At 72.9% G+C, this 14,974-nt stretch carries 12 protein-coding genes; 5 read left to right on the top strand and 7 right to left on the bottom strand.

Annotated features, from left to right (window positions below):
* The first annotated feature begins 318 nt into the window (after positions 1 to 318).
* Positions 319 to 2,349 (top strand): glycogen debranching N-terminal domain-containing protein, encoded by a 2,031-nt coding sequence (locus tag NE235_RS35820; protein ID WP_252811135.1) that lies wholly within the window; start codon positions 319 to 321, stop codon positions 2,347 to 2,349.
* A 224-nt stretch (positions 2,350 to 2,573) separates the two neighbouring features.
* Here NE235_RS35820 and NE235_RS35815 read toward each other — a convergent pair whose 3' ends face one another.
* Entirely contained in the window at positions 2,574 to 2,786 is a 213-nt protein-coding gene (locus NE235_RS35815; protein WP_252811133.1) for a hypothetical protein, read from the bottom strand.
* A gap of 51 nt (positions 2,787 to 2,837) precedes the next feature.
* Here NE235_RS35815 and NE235_RS35810 point away from each other — a divergent pair, with 51 nt between their 5' ends.
* The 3 genes from NE235_RS35810 (at position 2,838) to NE235_RS38525 (ending at position 6,119) form a co-directional block, all read left to right on the top strand.
* A complete protein-coding gene (locus NE235_RS35810; protein ID WP_252811131.1) occupies positions 2,838 to 4,079 on the top strand; it encodes an FUSC family protein in 1,242 nt (413 codons plus the stop codon).
* Between the two features lie 18 nt (positions 4,080 to 4,097).
* Positions 4,098 to 4,601, top strand: a complete 504-nt coding sequence (locus tag NE235_RS35805; RefSeq protein ID WP_252811129.1) for a MarR family winged helix-turn-helix transcriptional regulator — start codon at positions 4,098 to 4,100, stop codon at positions 4,599 to 4,601.
* Positions 4,602 to 4,700: 99 nt separating this feature from the next.
* The gene (locus NE235_RS38525) at positions 4,701 to 6,119 is read left to right on the top strand and encodes a serine hydrolase (protein WP_252811127.1); all 1,419 of its coding nucleotides are present in this window, start codon (positions 4,701 to 4,703) and stop codon (positions 6,117 to 6,119) included.
* 85 nt (positions 6,120 to 6,204) lie between these two features.
* Here NE235_RS38525 and NE235_RS35795 read toward each other — a convergent pair whose 3' ends face one another.
* From NE235_RS35795 to larE, 6 genes are all read right to left on the bottom strand, one after another.
* The gene (locus NE235_RS35795; protein ID WP_252811125.1) at positions 6,205 to 7,068 is read right to left on the bottom strand and encodes an SCO6745 family protein; all 864 of its coding nucleotides are present in this window, start codon (positions 7,066 to 7,068) and stop codon (positions 6,205 to 6,207) included.
* A gap of 103 nt (positions 7,069 to 7,171) precedes the next feature.
* Positions 7,172 to 8,140, bottom strand: a complete 969-nt coding sequence (locus tag NE235_RS35790) for a lysophospholipid acyltransferase family protein (protein ID WP_252811123.1) — start codon at positions 8,138 to 8,140, stop codon at positions 7,172 to 7,174.
* The gene (locus NE235_RS35785) at positions 8,137 to 9,714 is read right to left on the bottom strand and encodes a lactate racemase domain-containing protein (RefSeq protein ID WP_252811121.1); all 1,578 of its coding nucleotides are present in this window, start codon (positions 9,712 to 9,714) and stop codon (positions 8,137 to 8,139) included. The genes NE235_RS35790 and NE235_RS35785 overlap by 4 nt, the downstream gene beginning before the upstream one ends.
* 74 nt (positions 9,715 to 9,788) lie before the next feature.
* Positions 9,789 to 10,985 (bottom strand): zinc-dependent alcohol dehydrogenase, encoded by a 1,197-nt coding sequence (locus tag NE235_RS35780; protein ID WP_252811119.1) that lies wholly within the window; start codon positions 10,983 to 10,985, stop codon positions 9,789 to 9,791.
* On the bottom strand, positions 10,982 to 13,267 hold the full coding sequence (locus tag NE235_RS35775) for an HAD-IB family hydrolase (RefSeq protein ID WP_252811117.1): 2,286 nt from the start codon (positions 13,265 to 13,267) through the stop codon (positions 10,982 to 10,984). The genes NE235_RS35780 and NE235_RS35775 overlap by 4 nt, the downstream gene beginning before the upstream one ends.
* 158 nt (positions 13,268 to 13,425) lie before the next feature.
* Positions 13,426 to 14,253, bottom strand: a complete 828-nt coding sequence (larE, locus tag NE235_RS35770; protein ID WP_252811115.1) for an ATP-dependent sacrificial sulfur transferase LarE — start codon at positions 14,251 to 14,253, stop codon at positions 13,426 to 13,428.
* Positions 14,254 to 14,280: 27 nt separating this feature from the next.
* Between larE and larB the strand changes: the two genes are divergently transcribed.
* The gene (larB, locus tag NE235_RS35765; protein WP_252811113.1) at positions 14,281 to 14,973 is read left to right on the top strand and encodes a nickel pincer cofactor biosynthesis protein LarB; all 693 of its coding nucleotides are present in this window, start codon (positions 14,281 to 14,283) and stop codon (positions 14,971 to 14,973) included.
* Position 14,974 lies beyond the last annotated feature (1 nt).

Genomic DNA, 14,974 nt, shown 5'->3' with positions numbered 1-14,974 from the left:
GTTGCTGCCCGCGGACACCGCCGCCTGGCACGCGGTGTCCGACATAGGAACGTCCGCCGCCGCGGCGGCGGACCGCAGCCCTCGGAGCCGGCCCGACCGGCGGGCTCCGAGGGCCCGCGCACGCTCGGGGGCGATCCACGAGAGGGCGCGCCGTGACGTACCAGGGTTCGCAGGACGGCGCGCGGCACCGAGGTCGTGGCCGACGCCGGATCCGTGGCCGGCCCTCTGCGCTCGCCGTCACCCTCCGCTGACCCCGCGGGGACGCCTCGCCCGCCCGGCGGGGCGTCCCCGCGAACGCCACCTCCCCGGGAGCTCCCCGTGTCCCAGTCCTCCCTCCACGAGCACCTGACCTGTCTGGCCGCGCCGGCGCTCTGGCTCTCCCCGCCGAGCGGGCAGCTGACCGGCGGTGCCGACGGACTGTACGTCGCCGACCGCCGGGTCCTGTCACGGCTGGTGCTGACCCTCGACGGGGCCGAACCCGAGCCGGCCGGCGCGACCATGCTCGGCGCGGACGCCGCCCGCTTCACGGCGGCGCTCGGTGACCTGACCGTCGAGCGGACCCGTACGGCCCGCCGCGACGGCGGCACCGAGGAGATCCGCGTCCGCAACGACGGCGCCGAGCCGGTCACGGTGACCGTCTCGGTCGAGGCCGCCGCCGACCTGGCCGAGATCAGCGACGTCAAGGCGTGGCACGCCGGGGAACCGGGCCGGGAGGGACCGGATGAGGCGCCGCTGCGCGACGGAATCGCGCACACGGGCCCGGACGGCTACACGGTGCTGCTGACCGGGCGCCTGCGGGCCGAGCCGGCGCTGGCGCCGGGGGAGGAGTTCACGACCACGCTGACCGTACGGGCGACGCCTCCGCCGGTGGAGGGGTTCCGGCAGGCGCCTCCGGACACGGCACCGCCCTGGTCGGCGACGCCCCTCACCGTACGGTCCGAGGACCGGCGCCTGGACGCGCTGGTCGGCCAGGGGATCGCAGACCTCGGCGCGCTCCTGCTCGCCGACGAGGGCGACCCGTACTGCGCGGCCGGCAGCCCGTGGTACCTCACGCTGTTCGGCCGGGACTCCCTGTGGACCGCCCGGCTGGCCCTCCCCCTGGGATGGGAACTCGCCGCCGGAACGCTGCGGGCGCTGGCCCGGCACCAGGGCGCCCGCCACGACCCGGAGACGGAGGAGGCGCCCGGGAAGATCCCCCACGAGCTGCGCCCCGCACACGCCGCGGGGTGGCTCCCGCCGGTGTACTACGGCACGGTCGACGCCACGCCGCTGTTCGTCACCACGCTCGTGGAGGCGTGGCGATGGGGGATGCCGGACGCGGAGGTCGAGGCGCTGCTGCCCGCCGCCGAGCGGGCACTGACGTGGATCGAGGGCTTCGGCGACGCCTTCCTGTCCTACACCGGGTCGCCGGACCGGCTCGTCAACCAGGGCTGGAAGGACTCCACTGACGGCGTCCAGCACGCCGACGGTCGCACGGCGACGCCGCCCGTCGCCCTGTCGGAGGTCCAGGCGTACGCCTACCAGGCCGCCGTGCTCGGTGCCGGCCTGCTGGACGCGTTCGGCCGCCCGGGCGGTGAACGCCGCCGGGAGTGGGCGGCCGCCCTCGCGGAACGCTTCCGCGCGCGGTTCTGGGTCGACGGGTACCCCGCCATCGCGCTGGACGGCCGGGGAGAACCCGTGGACGGCCCGGCCTCCAACATGGGACACCTCCTCGGCACCGGCCTGCTCACCCCGGCCGAGGAGGACCTGGTCGCCGCCCGGCTGGCCGAGCTCGACTCCGGGTGGGGGCTGCGGACCCTGGGCACGGCCTCGGCGGGCTTCGACCCGCTGTCGTACCACCTGGGCTCGGTCTGGCCGCACGACACGGTGATCGCCGTCCTCGGCCTGGTTCGCGCCGGTCACCCCGGCGTCGCCGCCGGCCTGGCGCGCGGCCTGATCGCCGCCGCGCCGGGCTTCGGCCACCGGCTGCCCGAACTGTTCGGCGGCCAGGCCGCCCCGCCGGGGCACGGTTCGCACGCCGAGCGGAGCCGCCGGGCGGTCGAGCACTCCGGGCACAGCGGCCCGGCCGGCCGGACCGATGACGGCGCGACGGCGGGCCCCGTGCCGTACCCGGCGGCGTGCCGGCCCCAGGCGTGGGCCGCCGCGGTCTCGCCGGCGCTGGTCACCGCGCTGCTCGGCCTGGACGTCGACGTGCCGTCCGGCCGGCTGGCCGTGTCCCCGCTGCCCGGGTTCGGGCCGCTGTCCGTGAGCAACGTCCGCGTCGGCGCCGCGGCCGTCTCGATCGACGTCGACCCCCAGGGCGCCGTGTCCCTCATCGGCGTGCCGCCGGACCTGACCCTCGACGTGTGACCGCAACCGCGCCCCACGGCCACGGAAAACTTTTACGAGTAAAACACCTGTTAATCTATTTGGGTGGAGCGAGAGAGGGCGTGGAGGCGGCTGCTGCCGCTGAAGGGCGTGTTGCGGGTCGGCCGGGGCAGCGACATCTGGCACAAGGTCGCGTTGAGCGTCGTAGTGGCTCTCGCCGTGCCCGACTTCACGCTCCTCGCCCTGGGCCGGCTCGACCTGGTCCTCTACACCTCGGCCGGGGCGCTGTGCGCCCTGTACGCCCACGGCCGGCCGTACGCCGCCCGCGCCCGGACCCTGCTGTGGGTCCTGCTCGGCATGCTCGTGAGCACGGCGGTCGCGCTCCTCACCTCCGCGTCGACCGAGTCGGTGGTGATCCGGGTGGCCGTGGCCGCACTTCTCGCCGCCGCGCACAAGGTGGTCTGCGACGCCGTCCGCATCGGCCCGCCCGGTGGCCTGATCTTCCCTTCATCTCCGCGAGCTGCGCGTTCGTGCCGCAACGGCTCGCCGACATCCCCGCGCACGTGGGACTCGGCCTGCTCGGCGGCTGCGTCGCCTGGCTGGTGTGCATGGCGCCGGCGCTGGTGCGCCCGGACGGCCCGGAGCGCGTCGCCGCCGCCCGTGCCCTGGACGCGGCGGCCCGGCTCCTCCGCGCCGCGCCCGGTCAGGAGGCACGGGCCCGGCACGACGCCGCCGCCGCGGCGAACGCCGCGTGGCACACCCTGGCTCACGTGCCCGCCCGTACGCCCGGGCGCGCCGCCGCCCGCGCGGCGCTGGAACGGTTCGTCGCCCGCGCCGAGTCCGCCCTCGCGGCCGGACCGGGACACGCCGAGGAGGCCGCGCGGCTCGTCCGGTGGGCCCGGGACCTGCGCCACGGCCGGACCCCGCCGATGCCCGCGCCCAGCCCGGCGGAGGCCGGTGAGCTGGCCGGGCTCGCCGTCGAGCGGGCCCGGGGCTCCCGGCACCTTCTGCGCGCGCTGCGTCCCGGTTCGCCGGTCATCCCGATCGGCGCGCGGGTGGCCGTCGGGGCCGCCCTCGCCGGGTGGTGCTCGGCCGCTCTCGGCGTGGGCCGCCCCTACTGGGCGGTGGTCACCGCCGCCGCCGTCTTCCAGGCGAACCTGTCGCTCACCTGGCAGCGCGCCCTGCAGCGGGTGCTCGCCAACCTGGTCGGCCTGCTCGTCTTCACGGCGGCCCTGCCGCTGACCCGCACCGGCCAGGTGGCGCTCGTGCTGACCGCGCTGGCGTTCCAGTTCGGCGCGGAGGCGCTGATCAGCCGGAACTACTGGCTCGGAACGGTCTGTGTCACGCCGATGGCGCTACTCGTCGTCGAGTTCGCCGGGGCGCAGCCCGCCGGACGGCTCATCGCCGACCGCTGGCTCGACACCTGCGTGGGCGCGGTCATCGGCCTGCTCGGCTGCTTCCTGATCACCGATCGCCGGGCCGGGCACCGGATCGACGACCTCGTGGACCGGGTCGTCCTCGCGGACGCCACCGCCCGTGCCGTGCTCGGCACAACCTGGGGCATGGACCCGCGAGACCTGGCCGCGGCCCGGGACCGCCTGGTCGCGTCGCTGGTGGAGCTGCGCGCGGCGGTCGACGCCGTGAACGGGGAGTGGTGGCGGCAGCCGCTTCCCGAGGAGCGGATCGCGTCGGCCGAACGGGAAGGGCACCGCACGCTCGCCCAGGTGGCCCTGCGCCTGTCGGCGCCGATCTCGACGGCACTCGCCTCCTGACCGTGGAAGGAAGAACCCATGGAAGACGCGGTCGCGGAGGTCCTGCGCCAGTGGCGGAGGATCCATCCCGATCTGGACACCCTTCCGATCGCGGTGATCGGCAGGCTCACCCGCTGCACGGTCCTGCTCCAGCAGGCGGCCGGCGCCCCGCTGACCCGGGAGGGCCTTGCCCGGCCGGAGTTCGACCTGCTCGGCGCGCTGCAGCGGGTCGGCCGGGACCTCACCCCGACGCAACTCGCCCGGGAGACGTTCTCGTCGGGTGCCGCCGTCACGAAGCGCCTGCGCCGGCTGGAGGAGCGCGGGCTGGTCGAACGCCGCGCCGACGAGCGCGACCGCCGGGTCGCCCGCGTCTCCCTCACCGAGGAGGGCCGGCGGCTCATCGCCCGTCTCGTCCCCGAACAGGTCGGCTATGAGGCGTCGCTGCTGTCCGCGCTCGGCACGGACAGGCAGCGGGAGCTCGCCGACGTCCTCAGCGAGTTGCTCGTCCTCCTCGAAGGCCGCCTCGGCGGCGTGCGGTTCTGACCAAGACCAGAGCTCCCGCTCCGCTCCAGCCCGCGGTTCTCTTAACCGTTCTGTGACAAAGGTGGCGACCAAGATCATCTTCTGTTCTAGGCTGGCGCGGTGATCTCACCTCGGATTCGACATCCCCGTCAAGTTCTGGTCGCGCTCGGCGGCGCCGCGGCGCTCCTGACCGCCACGGTCCCGCCGGCACACGCGGCCACGCACCCGTCCGGCGAACTCGCCCAGCGGCTCCAGCAGACCATGGCAGGGCTGACCTTCGGCGACCTCGTCGACTCGGCCCCGCCCGGATCGGCCCAGGCCCGCGCGCTCGCCGCCCAGCCGGAGAGCGAGTCGGGCCGGCCGAAGGACGCTCCCGCGCTCAAGGCCGCGGCCGGCACGACGATCCACCAGCAGCCGCAGGTCGACGTGACCGTCATCGAGCTCGACAAGAAGGGACGGCCGGTCTCCTCCGGCACCGTCCTGATGAGCCCGCAGTACAAGGACGGCGTCGTCGTCCCGGTGGACAAGAACCTCCGCACCACCGCCGTGCGGTACCGCCTGTGGAACGACACCGAGTGGGACGCGAACAACGGCCGGGGCACGACGGACACCGTCCCGGGCCGCGAGAACGCGCCCATCGACTTCATGGAGCCCTACCCGGCGTCGATCATCAAGCTGACGGTCGGCTTCGGGATCCTGCAGCTGGTGGACAAGGGCGTCATCAAGCTGAGCGACACCTACGCGTACACGCCGACGAAGGCCTCCGACCGCTGCGAGGGTGCGACCACCCGGACCATCGGCGAGTACTTCGACCGGATGATCACCATCTCCGACAACGGCGCGACGTGTTCGCTGATCAAGCTGATGCACGAGCACGGCGGAGTCGACTGGCTCAACCAGCGGTTCCAGGAGCTGGGCCTGGACATGCTGCAACTGAAGGGCACGGACCCGGCCAACGGCGACTGGTCCCCGCAGGTCACCATGTCGTCGCTGGACACCGCCAAGCTGCTGATGCTCCTCAACGGGGTTCCCGGCAAGGCGTGGACCGCTCCTAACGGCAAGGCGGTCACCAGTGACGTCCTGAGCAGGTCCTCCCGGGAGTTCTTCCTGAAGGAGCTCGGCGAGCAGGGCTGGAACAACGTCCTGTCGACGACGAACTACTGCGGCTACACCTACCCGGCGGCGGGCATGCCGCAGCGGATCGCGCAGCGGTGGATCGGCCCCGACGGGACCGTGACGGTCAACGAGGACCCGACCGACGGCAAGTACCTGTACCCCGTGCAGCCCTGCCAGGACGCCGCGCAGGTGACGTTCGCCCACAAGACGGGGCTCACGGCGGTCGCGGCCGGTGACGCGGGCATCGTGCACTCCCTGCCCGGCCAGGCGAAGCGCGACTACATCATCGTCGCGTTCAGCAACCTCGGCTGGCGCTACAAGGACACGAACCGTCCGGACCCGGGCGTCCAGCCCGCGGTGAACCGCACCGAGAAGTTCGCCAAGCTCGGCCGCGCCATGGACGACTACGAAGCCGGCCGTTAGCCGCCCAGGAGTGAGGAGGGGACCGGGCCTCCGGTTCCCTCCTCACTTCGGCGGGTACGCGTGAGACTCCGTGGTTCCGGGGCCCTCAGCCCTTGCCGAAGAGCGCCGCGGGGAAGGCGCCCGCCGCCCTGAGGGCTGTGGTGAAGCGGCCGGCCAGTTCGGTGAGGCGCGCGGTGGCGGCCGGGCCGAGATGGTCGTACGGGGCGGCGTCGAGGCGGTCGGTGAGCACTTCCGCCTCCTCCCGCAGGGCCGTGCCCGACTCGGTGAGGTTCCCCGCCTCATCCAGCAGGCCGCGCTCCCGCAACCGGTCCCGTGTGGCGGCCCACTGCTCGGCGGACCATCCTCGGGTCCGCATGAACGTCGCCGACGTCGGCGCCCGGCCGGTGGCGTTGTGCAGGACGAGCGCCTCGATCCCGGACAGTCCGGCGATCGCCAGGGCGGCGAGGTGACCGTCGCCCCGGTGTTCGCGCAGCAGCGTCGCGGCGTGCCACAGGGCCAGGTGCGGTTCCTCGGGAACGGGAAGATCGGCGTTGGCGGCGTACAGCGGCCGCGCCTCTCGGCGGCATGCCTGAGTGGCACGCAGCGCCAGTTCGGCGGCCTCGGCCATTTCCTCCGAGGTGAGGGCCTTCTCTCCGAGCAGCCGCCGCAGCGTTCTGTCCGCGCCGCGCAGCCGGGCCGCCAGCACCGCCTGTGGCGTGGTGACGGTCCACGCGGCGGGGATGTACCGCCGCACATGCCCGTGGTCGAAGTTGTAGAACGTCGCTGTGACGGTGCCCGCTCCGACCGCTCCGAGTGGGGCCGCGCGGCTCGCGAGGTAGGCCATGGCCTCATGCTCCAGCCCGATCGCCGCGAGTTCGCCTCGCCATTCCGGGGCGAAGTACACGCAGGTGTGCAGGGGGTTGACGACGGCGTGGCAGCGGCGGCCCGCGCCCGTATCGAAGGAAGGCATGCCCAATATAATAGATGATCGACAAGATAATCGATTATCTGCCGAGAAAAAAAGCCCCGGGCCACGCCGTACGGCGTGGCCCGGGGCTCGGCGGTGTCGTAGGTCAGGCGCGCCAGACGCGGCGCCGGCGGTTCGTGAGGGGTTCGGTCGAGGCCCAGATCCGCCGCCAGTCGGCGGCCGTGCCCGGCTTGTCGCCGTCCTCGCGCACCGCGCCGGGACGGGTCGGCTGGGAGCCGCCCGGGATCTCGAGGCGGTCGTCGGCCGAGGCGCGCAGCGCGTCGTACCAGCCCAGGTCCTCTTCGGCGGCGAGCGCGGCGACCGCCTTGGCCATCCGCGCGCGGAACGCCCGGACGTCCTCACCCTCCTCGGGAACGAGGGGACGGCCGTACCGGACGGTGACACGCGGCTTGCCCGGCTGCGGCCAGTTGCGCCCGCGCGGCATCGCGGCGTACGAGCCCCGGATCGCGATCGGCACGCACGGGACGCGCTTCGAGACGCACAGCACCGCCGCGCCGAGCTTGAAGGGGTTCATCCAGCCGTCCTCCGACCGGGTGCCCTCCGGATAGAGCAGCAGGCTCCACCCGTCGTCGACCAGGTCGATGGCCAGGCTGCGCAGCCGCTTCGAGCCGTACCGCTCGACGGGGAAGGCGTTGAAGAACACCGCCGTCAGCGTCGCGCGCCAGCGTACGTCGAAGAAGTAGTCCGACGCGGCGCCGACGGCGACGCGGTTGGCGAACCGCTCCGGCAGCGAGCCGAGGATCAGCGGGGTGTCCAGATGGCTGGAGTGGTTCGCCACGAACACCACCGGGCCGCGCACGCCGTCGAGGTACTCCGCGCCCTCGATGACCGGGGTGATCTGCCGCCACGCGACCGGCTTCAGCAGCCCCTTGCGCAGCACGGACCGGGCCGCGACCGCGACCGGCGTACGCGCCCAGGCGGTCGGGAAGACCTTCTCCTCGGGCTCGACGACGTGCGGCTCCGCCGAGCGGGGCACCGTGGAGCGCCCGCGCCAGTCCCGCCCGTGCCGCAGCAGGCGGAGCTCCTTGCGGATGCTCGACGATTTCCTGCTCATCGCACGTCCGCCAAAGCGAGCGGCGGGGCGTGGAGGTAGGAGATCGACGGGCTGCCGCCGACGGTGTCCTTGGCCATCTCCAGCGCGTCGGCGAGGGTGCTGGCAGAACGGAAGCCCATCCGCGCGGTGGTCTTGCGGTTGCCGCCGACGAAGATGACGTCGCCGAGGTGCTCCAGCGCGTGCGCCCCCCAGTACCACATGTAGAAGGGGTGGACGCCGTGGTAGGCGTAGCTGTTGCGGTACAGCTGGATGTACCACGGGTCCGTGGCGAACTGCTCCTCGTACTTCGTCTCCAGGAGCACCGGGTCGGTGCTCTCGGTGAGGATCTCCTCGAAGAAGTCGATGTAGCTCGGGTGGTGCACCGGGTGGAACTCGTTCGGCACCGGGTGGTAGAAGATCGCCACGCCGCCCTGCCGGACGATCGGCTTGTTCATGTACAGGTTGAAGAAGTAGCCGAGCCCGAGTGACATCACCAGGATCGGGTTCATCACCGAGTTGACGTTGTACGGGCAGATGTACGGCAGTCCGTAGATCGCGATGTCGGACTGGCCGTTCACCTCGGTGCGCTGCTGCCGGTGGACGTTCTTCAGCGTCAGCGGGTGCACCTCGGACTGCAGGCCGGCGTGCACGCCGGTCACGCCGTACGGCGCGGCGGTGTTCTGCCAGATGCGCCGCCGCGTCTTCTTCGGCATCAGCTCGTTGGCCCGCTTGACCCCGAGGTAGGTCGCCTGGTCGCGGACGTTCCACTCCCACTCGCGCTTGTTCAGGAAGCCCATCGAGGAGGGGAAGGTGTCGTTGTTGAGCGTCGTCTCGATCGTGAAGACCTTGACGTGCTCGTCGATCAGGCCCTTCATCCGCTCGTACGAGTGGTGCATCGCGGAGTTCGGCGGGTCGTTGAACGAGTTGGAGTGCCGCAGCGTGTGCACGTTGTGGTGGTGCCGCAGGCTGCGGTAGCTCGCCAGGCCGACCGACACGGACTTCGCGCCGCCGCTCATCGCGGTGAGCGTGATGTTGACGTAGACGATCAGGTCGCTCTCGGCGGCGCGCCGGTTGATCTCGACGTCCTCGCCGTGGCGGGTCTTGCCGAAGTAGGTCAGGTTGTCCTGGTCCTCGGCGTCGTGGTTCTTCAGGTGCTCGGGGAAGAACGCGCGGAAGACCCGGTCGCCGACGGTGCGCCGCAGCTCCGCCGGGGTCATCCGGCGGTGCAGGGCGTTGGCGGCGATCAGCTCGACGTCGTCGACGCCCTTGGCCGCCGCCATCTCCAGGACCTGCTCGATGATGCGCTGGCGCACGTCCGGGGTCTGCATCTGCGGCAGCGGCAGCGACAGGTCGTCGAAGACGATCGTGAGCCGCATGCCGGGGCGCAGGAGCTCCGGGAGCGGTTCGGTGCCGTGCGGGTTCAGCAGCGCGTGCCGGATCGTGGCGTCGACGTCGCGGATGCCGGGCAGGGAGTCCGGCGGGTAGATGACCTTGGACCCGAGCGGCAGCCGCTCCAGCCGGAAGCCCTCGCCCTGGTGCACGATGAGCGGTGGCGTCCGCTCATCCACATCGAGTACGAAGCCTGGTCTGCTCACTCGTAGTTCCTTTCCAAACCAACCAGCACCCGGCCTACCTCCCGGTCCTTGTGCATCAATTTCGCCTACACGTCCTAGCGCGCCAGGTCGAAGGCGACTTTGACGCTTCCCAGCCGCCCGGAGTCGGCCGCGTGGTTCAGCGCCTCCCGCCAGCGGGCGAGAGGGTAGGTCGTGCCGACGTAGCCGTCCAGCGGAGCCGAGCCGGCGAGCCGGAGGGCGTCGGCGAAGTCGGCCCCGTCGGCGCCGGAGCAGTACGCCCCGACCAGCTCCAGCTCGCGGAACCACAGCGGCGTCAGGTCGACGCCGCCGGACGGCATGCCGGACATCACGACGGTACCTCCCGCGCGGGCGAGCCGCAGGGAGGTGTCCAGCCCGCTCGCGCCGCCGGTGCACTCGAAGACGGTGTCGACGCCGCCGAGCAGGAAGTCCGCGCCCATCTCCGGCGTGTGCATCCGCGCGGTCGTGACGCGCCGCAGCGCGCGCACGGCCTTGCGGGGCTCGATGACGGCGGTCGCGCCGAGCGCCTTGGCCTTCTCCTTCTGGTGGCCGTGCTTGGCGATGACGTACACCGCGCCGACCTGGGTCAGCTCCCGCAGCGCGATCAGCGTCAGCAGCCCGACCGTGCCCGCGCCGACGATCACGGCCGTGGAGTTCGGCTCGATCGGCACGCGGCGTACGGAGTGGACCGCGCAGGCGAGGGGCTCGGCGAGCACCGCGCGCTCGTCGGGCAGTTCGTCGGGCACGACGTGCAGCTGGCTGGCGTGCGCGACCATCTGGCGGCTCCAGCCGCCGCCGGTGTCGGCGCAGGTGCCGGTCTGGATGCCCGCCGAGATGCGGCCGGCGGTGACGTGGTCGCAGCGGCTCTGCTGTCCGGAGGCGCACCAGCGGCAGGGCTCCATGCCCCGCACGGCGCACGACAGGACCGGGTCGATGACGACGCGGCTGCCCTTCGGGACGCCGGGCAGGTCGTCCATGGTCCGGCCGACGACCTCGTGACCGGGCACGAACGGCATGGACGTCATCGGCGAGAGGTACGGCGAGGAGTGCCCGGTGAGCAGGCTGAGGTCCGAGCCGCAGATGCCGGACAGGATCGGCGTGACGCGGGTCCAGCCGTCACCGGGCAGCTCGGGGGCCTGCCGGTTGACCAGGCGCAGCGGCGCGACGTTCCCGGCGACCATGCCGCTGAGCCGGCTCCCCATCCGGGTGGAGGTCAGGCCGCGGGCGGCCACGAACCGGCCCGGCGAGCGGTGGTACTCGAGCGCGAGGATCATCGGGCGGACCTCGCTCCCACGGTGTCGATCAGCACGTCGCCCCGTCCACGGGTATGGGCGCCCCACTCTTGGATGCGCCAGTGCTTGCGCTTGGCATGGCGGTACAGCGAGGGGTCCGGATTGACCGCGTTGGGGTTGCCGACGGCCTCCAGCAGCGGCCGGTCGGAGTAGCTGTCCGCGTAGGCGTAGGACTGTGACAGGTCCAGGCCGGTGTCGGCGGCGTGGCGGCGCAGCCACGCGGCCCGCGCCTCGTCCACCAGCGGGGGCGTGTCGAGGTAGCCGGTCAGCCTGCCGTCGCGCTCGTGCATGCGGCTGGCGACGACCTCGTCGAACAGCGTGGACAGCGGCTCGACGAACACGTCGATCGTGCCGGTGATGAGGATCGTCTTGTGCCCGGCGGCGCGGTGCGCCCGGATCCTGCGGACGGCCTCCGGCATGACCCGCTGCAGCACCGCCTCGCCGAGGACGTCCTTGACGAGCGCGCGCAGCTCGGCGATGTCGGCGCCCTCGTAGCGCCGCAGGAACGCCCGGACGAAGTCGCCGCGGTCGCGCCGCTCGGCGCGCAGGTAGCGGGGGAGCGAGCGGGCGAGGTCGGCGAGCTCGCCGCTCCACTGCGAGCGCGGCATGGACGACAGCCGGGCCCACAGGTAGGACTCGATGAGGTTCGAGGCGATGATCGTGCCCTCGAGGTCGAACACGGCGGCCACGTCGGTGCGCTCGGGCAGCACCGGGTCGGCGCTCTTGCGGCCGCCGCCGCGGCCACGGGAGAAGCCGCGCATCAGCTCGGTGACGCTGGGGGAGTGCACCTCCTGCAGGTAGTGCTCCCAGTCGATGACCGACGGGTCGAAGCCGTGCTCGTCGATCCGGTCGGCCGGCACGGTCTCGTGCAGCGCGTGCGTGCGGCTGTCGTCGTAGATGACCTCGGCCTTGGTGTACGCCTGGTACAGGTCGGAGTAGCGGCGCAGGAAGTCGAGGTTCGTCTGCTGCCGGTGCACCGCGGTCATCCACTCGCGGGTCTTGGCGGAGGCGGGCAGCCGCAGCAGCGCGCGCTCGGCCGCGGAGGTGGCCCGCTCGCTGCCGCTCAGCATCATCTCGACCTGACGACTGCCGGGGAACCGCCACTGCGGGACGCGGATGTGGCCGCGCTCGCCGGCCGGCATCGGGTGCCGCCGGAAGTAGTCGCGGACGTTCTCGTACAGGCCGCGGAAGGACAGCGGGTTGCGCGAGCCGGAGCCGACGTGGAAGTAGCCGGGGGTGCCGCGCTCGGGCGGCGTGGCCGCGACCGCGATCGTGGCGTTGACGACCAGGTCGACCGGGATGATGTCGACGACGCTGTCGGGCAGGCCGGGGAACTCCGGCAGGACGCCCCGGCCGTACGCGATGATCAGCGGGTCGGCCATCTTGTAGCCGTCGATCCAGCCGGGGTACGGGTGGCGCAGCGAGCTCTCGACGATCGCCGGGCGGACGATGGACAGCCGCCGCTCGCCCCACAGCTCCTCGGCGGCGCGCTCGCCGAGCGCCTTGGTGAAGGTGTAGACGTCCGGCCAGCCGAGGCTCTGCGCCCGCGCCCGGCCGTAGTCGACGAGGCGCTCGCCGACCCACGCCTGCCGCGCCTCCTCGGCGGCCGCCACCACCGACTGCGGGCCGGCCTTGCGGTGCTCGCCCTGCGCCCGCGCCATCGACTTGCGCAGCACCTCCGGGCGCCGCGAGTCGCGCTCGACGTCGGCGTGGGCCGCGAGGGCCTCGGCCAGCTCGGTGCGCCAGTCGACGCCGTGGTCGAGCCGGGCCTCCGGCACGACGCCCTTGCGGACACCCGCGACGTACGCGGTGGACACATGCACCACGTGCGGGTCCGCACCGGCCTTGTGCAGCGCCTCGTACAGCGTCACGACGCCGGAGACGTTCGTGCGGAACGCCTCGTCGATCGGCGGGTCGAAGGACACCGTGGACGCGCCGTGGATGACCACGTCGATGTCGGAGGGGAGGGTGACCTCGCCGAGGTCGCCCTCGATGACGTCGACCCGCTCGGCCGCGATGCGCCGCAGCTCGTCCTCGCCGATCCGCTCCCGCATCGTGCGGAAGACGGGCTTGCGCAGCAGGCCGTCGAACCGGCGCTGCGCGGACGTGCCGCCACGCGGCCGGATCAGCACCGAGACGCGCACGCCCGGATGCGCCGACAGCAGCTTCTCCAGGGTCGCCTGCCCGAGGAAGCCGGTGGCACCGGTCAGCAGGATGTGGGAGTCACCCAGGGACGGGAACTCGTGAGGTCGGTCTGGCGTCATCCGCTGTTCTTCTCCGATCGTGGGCATGAGCCGTCCCGGCCGCGATCTGACAGGGAAACCCTAACGGTTAATGGACACTCCACAAACGGCCGGACGCGTCACCCGTCGTTCATGTCTCGCACATCTCACCGCCGGGTGGCCCGCGGGCCCGTTCGTGGTCAGCGTTCGGAGGCGGCGAGCCGGTCGTTCATCGAACCGGACCGGAACACCTCGACGCGGATCGGCGCGGCGGCGAACCCGGCCTCGCGGATCGCGGCGTGCACGGCCTCGTCGTCGCGGGCGCGGTCGACCAGGTCGGGGTCGACCTCCAGGCGCACGGCGTCGCCGAGGTCGCGGACCCGCAGGTCCCGGACCGCCCCGCCGAACAGCCCGCGCACGGCCGTCTCCGCCCGCTCGATCCGCGCCAGGCGCGCCGAGGTCACCTCGATGCCGTACGCGACGCGGCTCGCCATGCACGCCGCGGCCGGCTTGTCCCACATCGGCAGGTCCCAGTGCCGGGCGATGGCGCGCACCGCGTCCTTGTCCAGGCCCAGGTCGGCCAGTGGCGTACGGGCGCCGCGCTCGGCGGCGGCGCGGATGCCGGGCCGGAACCCGGCGACGACGTCCGAGGCGTTCGTGCCGGTCGTGATGGTCGCGTAGCCCAGATGGTCGGCGAGAGCGTTCGCGGTGTCGAGCAGGACGCTCTTGCAGAAGTAGCAGCGCTGCGGGCTGTTCTCCCGGTAGCCGGGCACCTCCAGTTCGGAGGTGGCGGGCGTGTGATGCGTCACGCCCAGGTCCGCGCAGAACCGCCTGGCCGCGTCGAGTTCGGCGGCCGGCAGCGACGGCGACACGGCCGTGACGGCCGCGACCCGCTCGGGGCCGAGCGCGCGCGCCGCCGCGGCGAGTACGACACTGGAGTCCACGCCGCCGGAGAACGCGACCAGCGTTCTGCCGTAGCCTGCCATCTCGGTCAGCAGTGAGTCGGAGAGGACCACGACGTCCACCATGCAACCCCGATCCGTTGAGGAACTCGCATGACGGTATCTCAGCCGGACGGCGTCGCCGATCTCGGCTTCGCGCGGCTCGACGTCGACCGCGCCGCCCGGACCGGTGACCCGGAGGTGGTGTTCGGCCAGGGCAAGACGCCCGAGCAGATCGTCACCGCGCTGCGCACGCTGCACGAGGCGCACTCCGATCGCGCCGTGCTCGCCACGCGGCTGTCGGACGAGGCGATCGCGCTGTGCGCGGAGCGGCTGCCGGACGCCGAGGTCGACCCCGTCGGCCGTACGGCGGTGCTGGGCACGGCCGAGACGCGCGGGACGGTCGCCGTCGTCGCCGCGGGCACGTCCGACCTGCCCGTCGTCCGCGAGTGCGCGACCACCGTGCGGGTGTTCGGGGCCGAGCCCGACGAGATCGTGGACGTCGGCGTGGCGGGCCTGCACCGCCTCCTCGCCCAGCGCGACCGGATCGCCGAGGCCGACGTCGTCGTGGCGATCGCGGGCATGGAGGCGGCCCTGCCCTCGGTGCTCGGCGGGCTCGTCGGCGCGCCGCTGATCGCGGTGCCGACGAGCGTCGGTTACGGCTGGCACATGGAGGGTGTCACGGCCTGGCTGGCCACGGTCAACAGCTGTGCCCCCGGCATCGTGTCGGTCAACGTCGACAACGGCTTCGGCGCGGGTGTCGCCGCCGCGCGCATCGCCCGCCGCACCGCGCGGACGCGCCCGTGAA

Source organism: Actinoallomurus spadix, assembly GCF_024055725.1.
GTDB lineage: Bacteria > Actinomycetota > Actinomycetes > Streptosporangiales > Streptosporangiaceae > Actinoallomurus > Actinoallomurus spadix.
The sequence above is the reverse complement of the archived record's forward strand: the minus strand, read 5'-3'. Positions and strand labels throughout refer to the sequence as shown.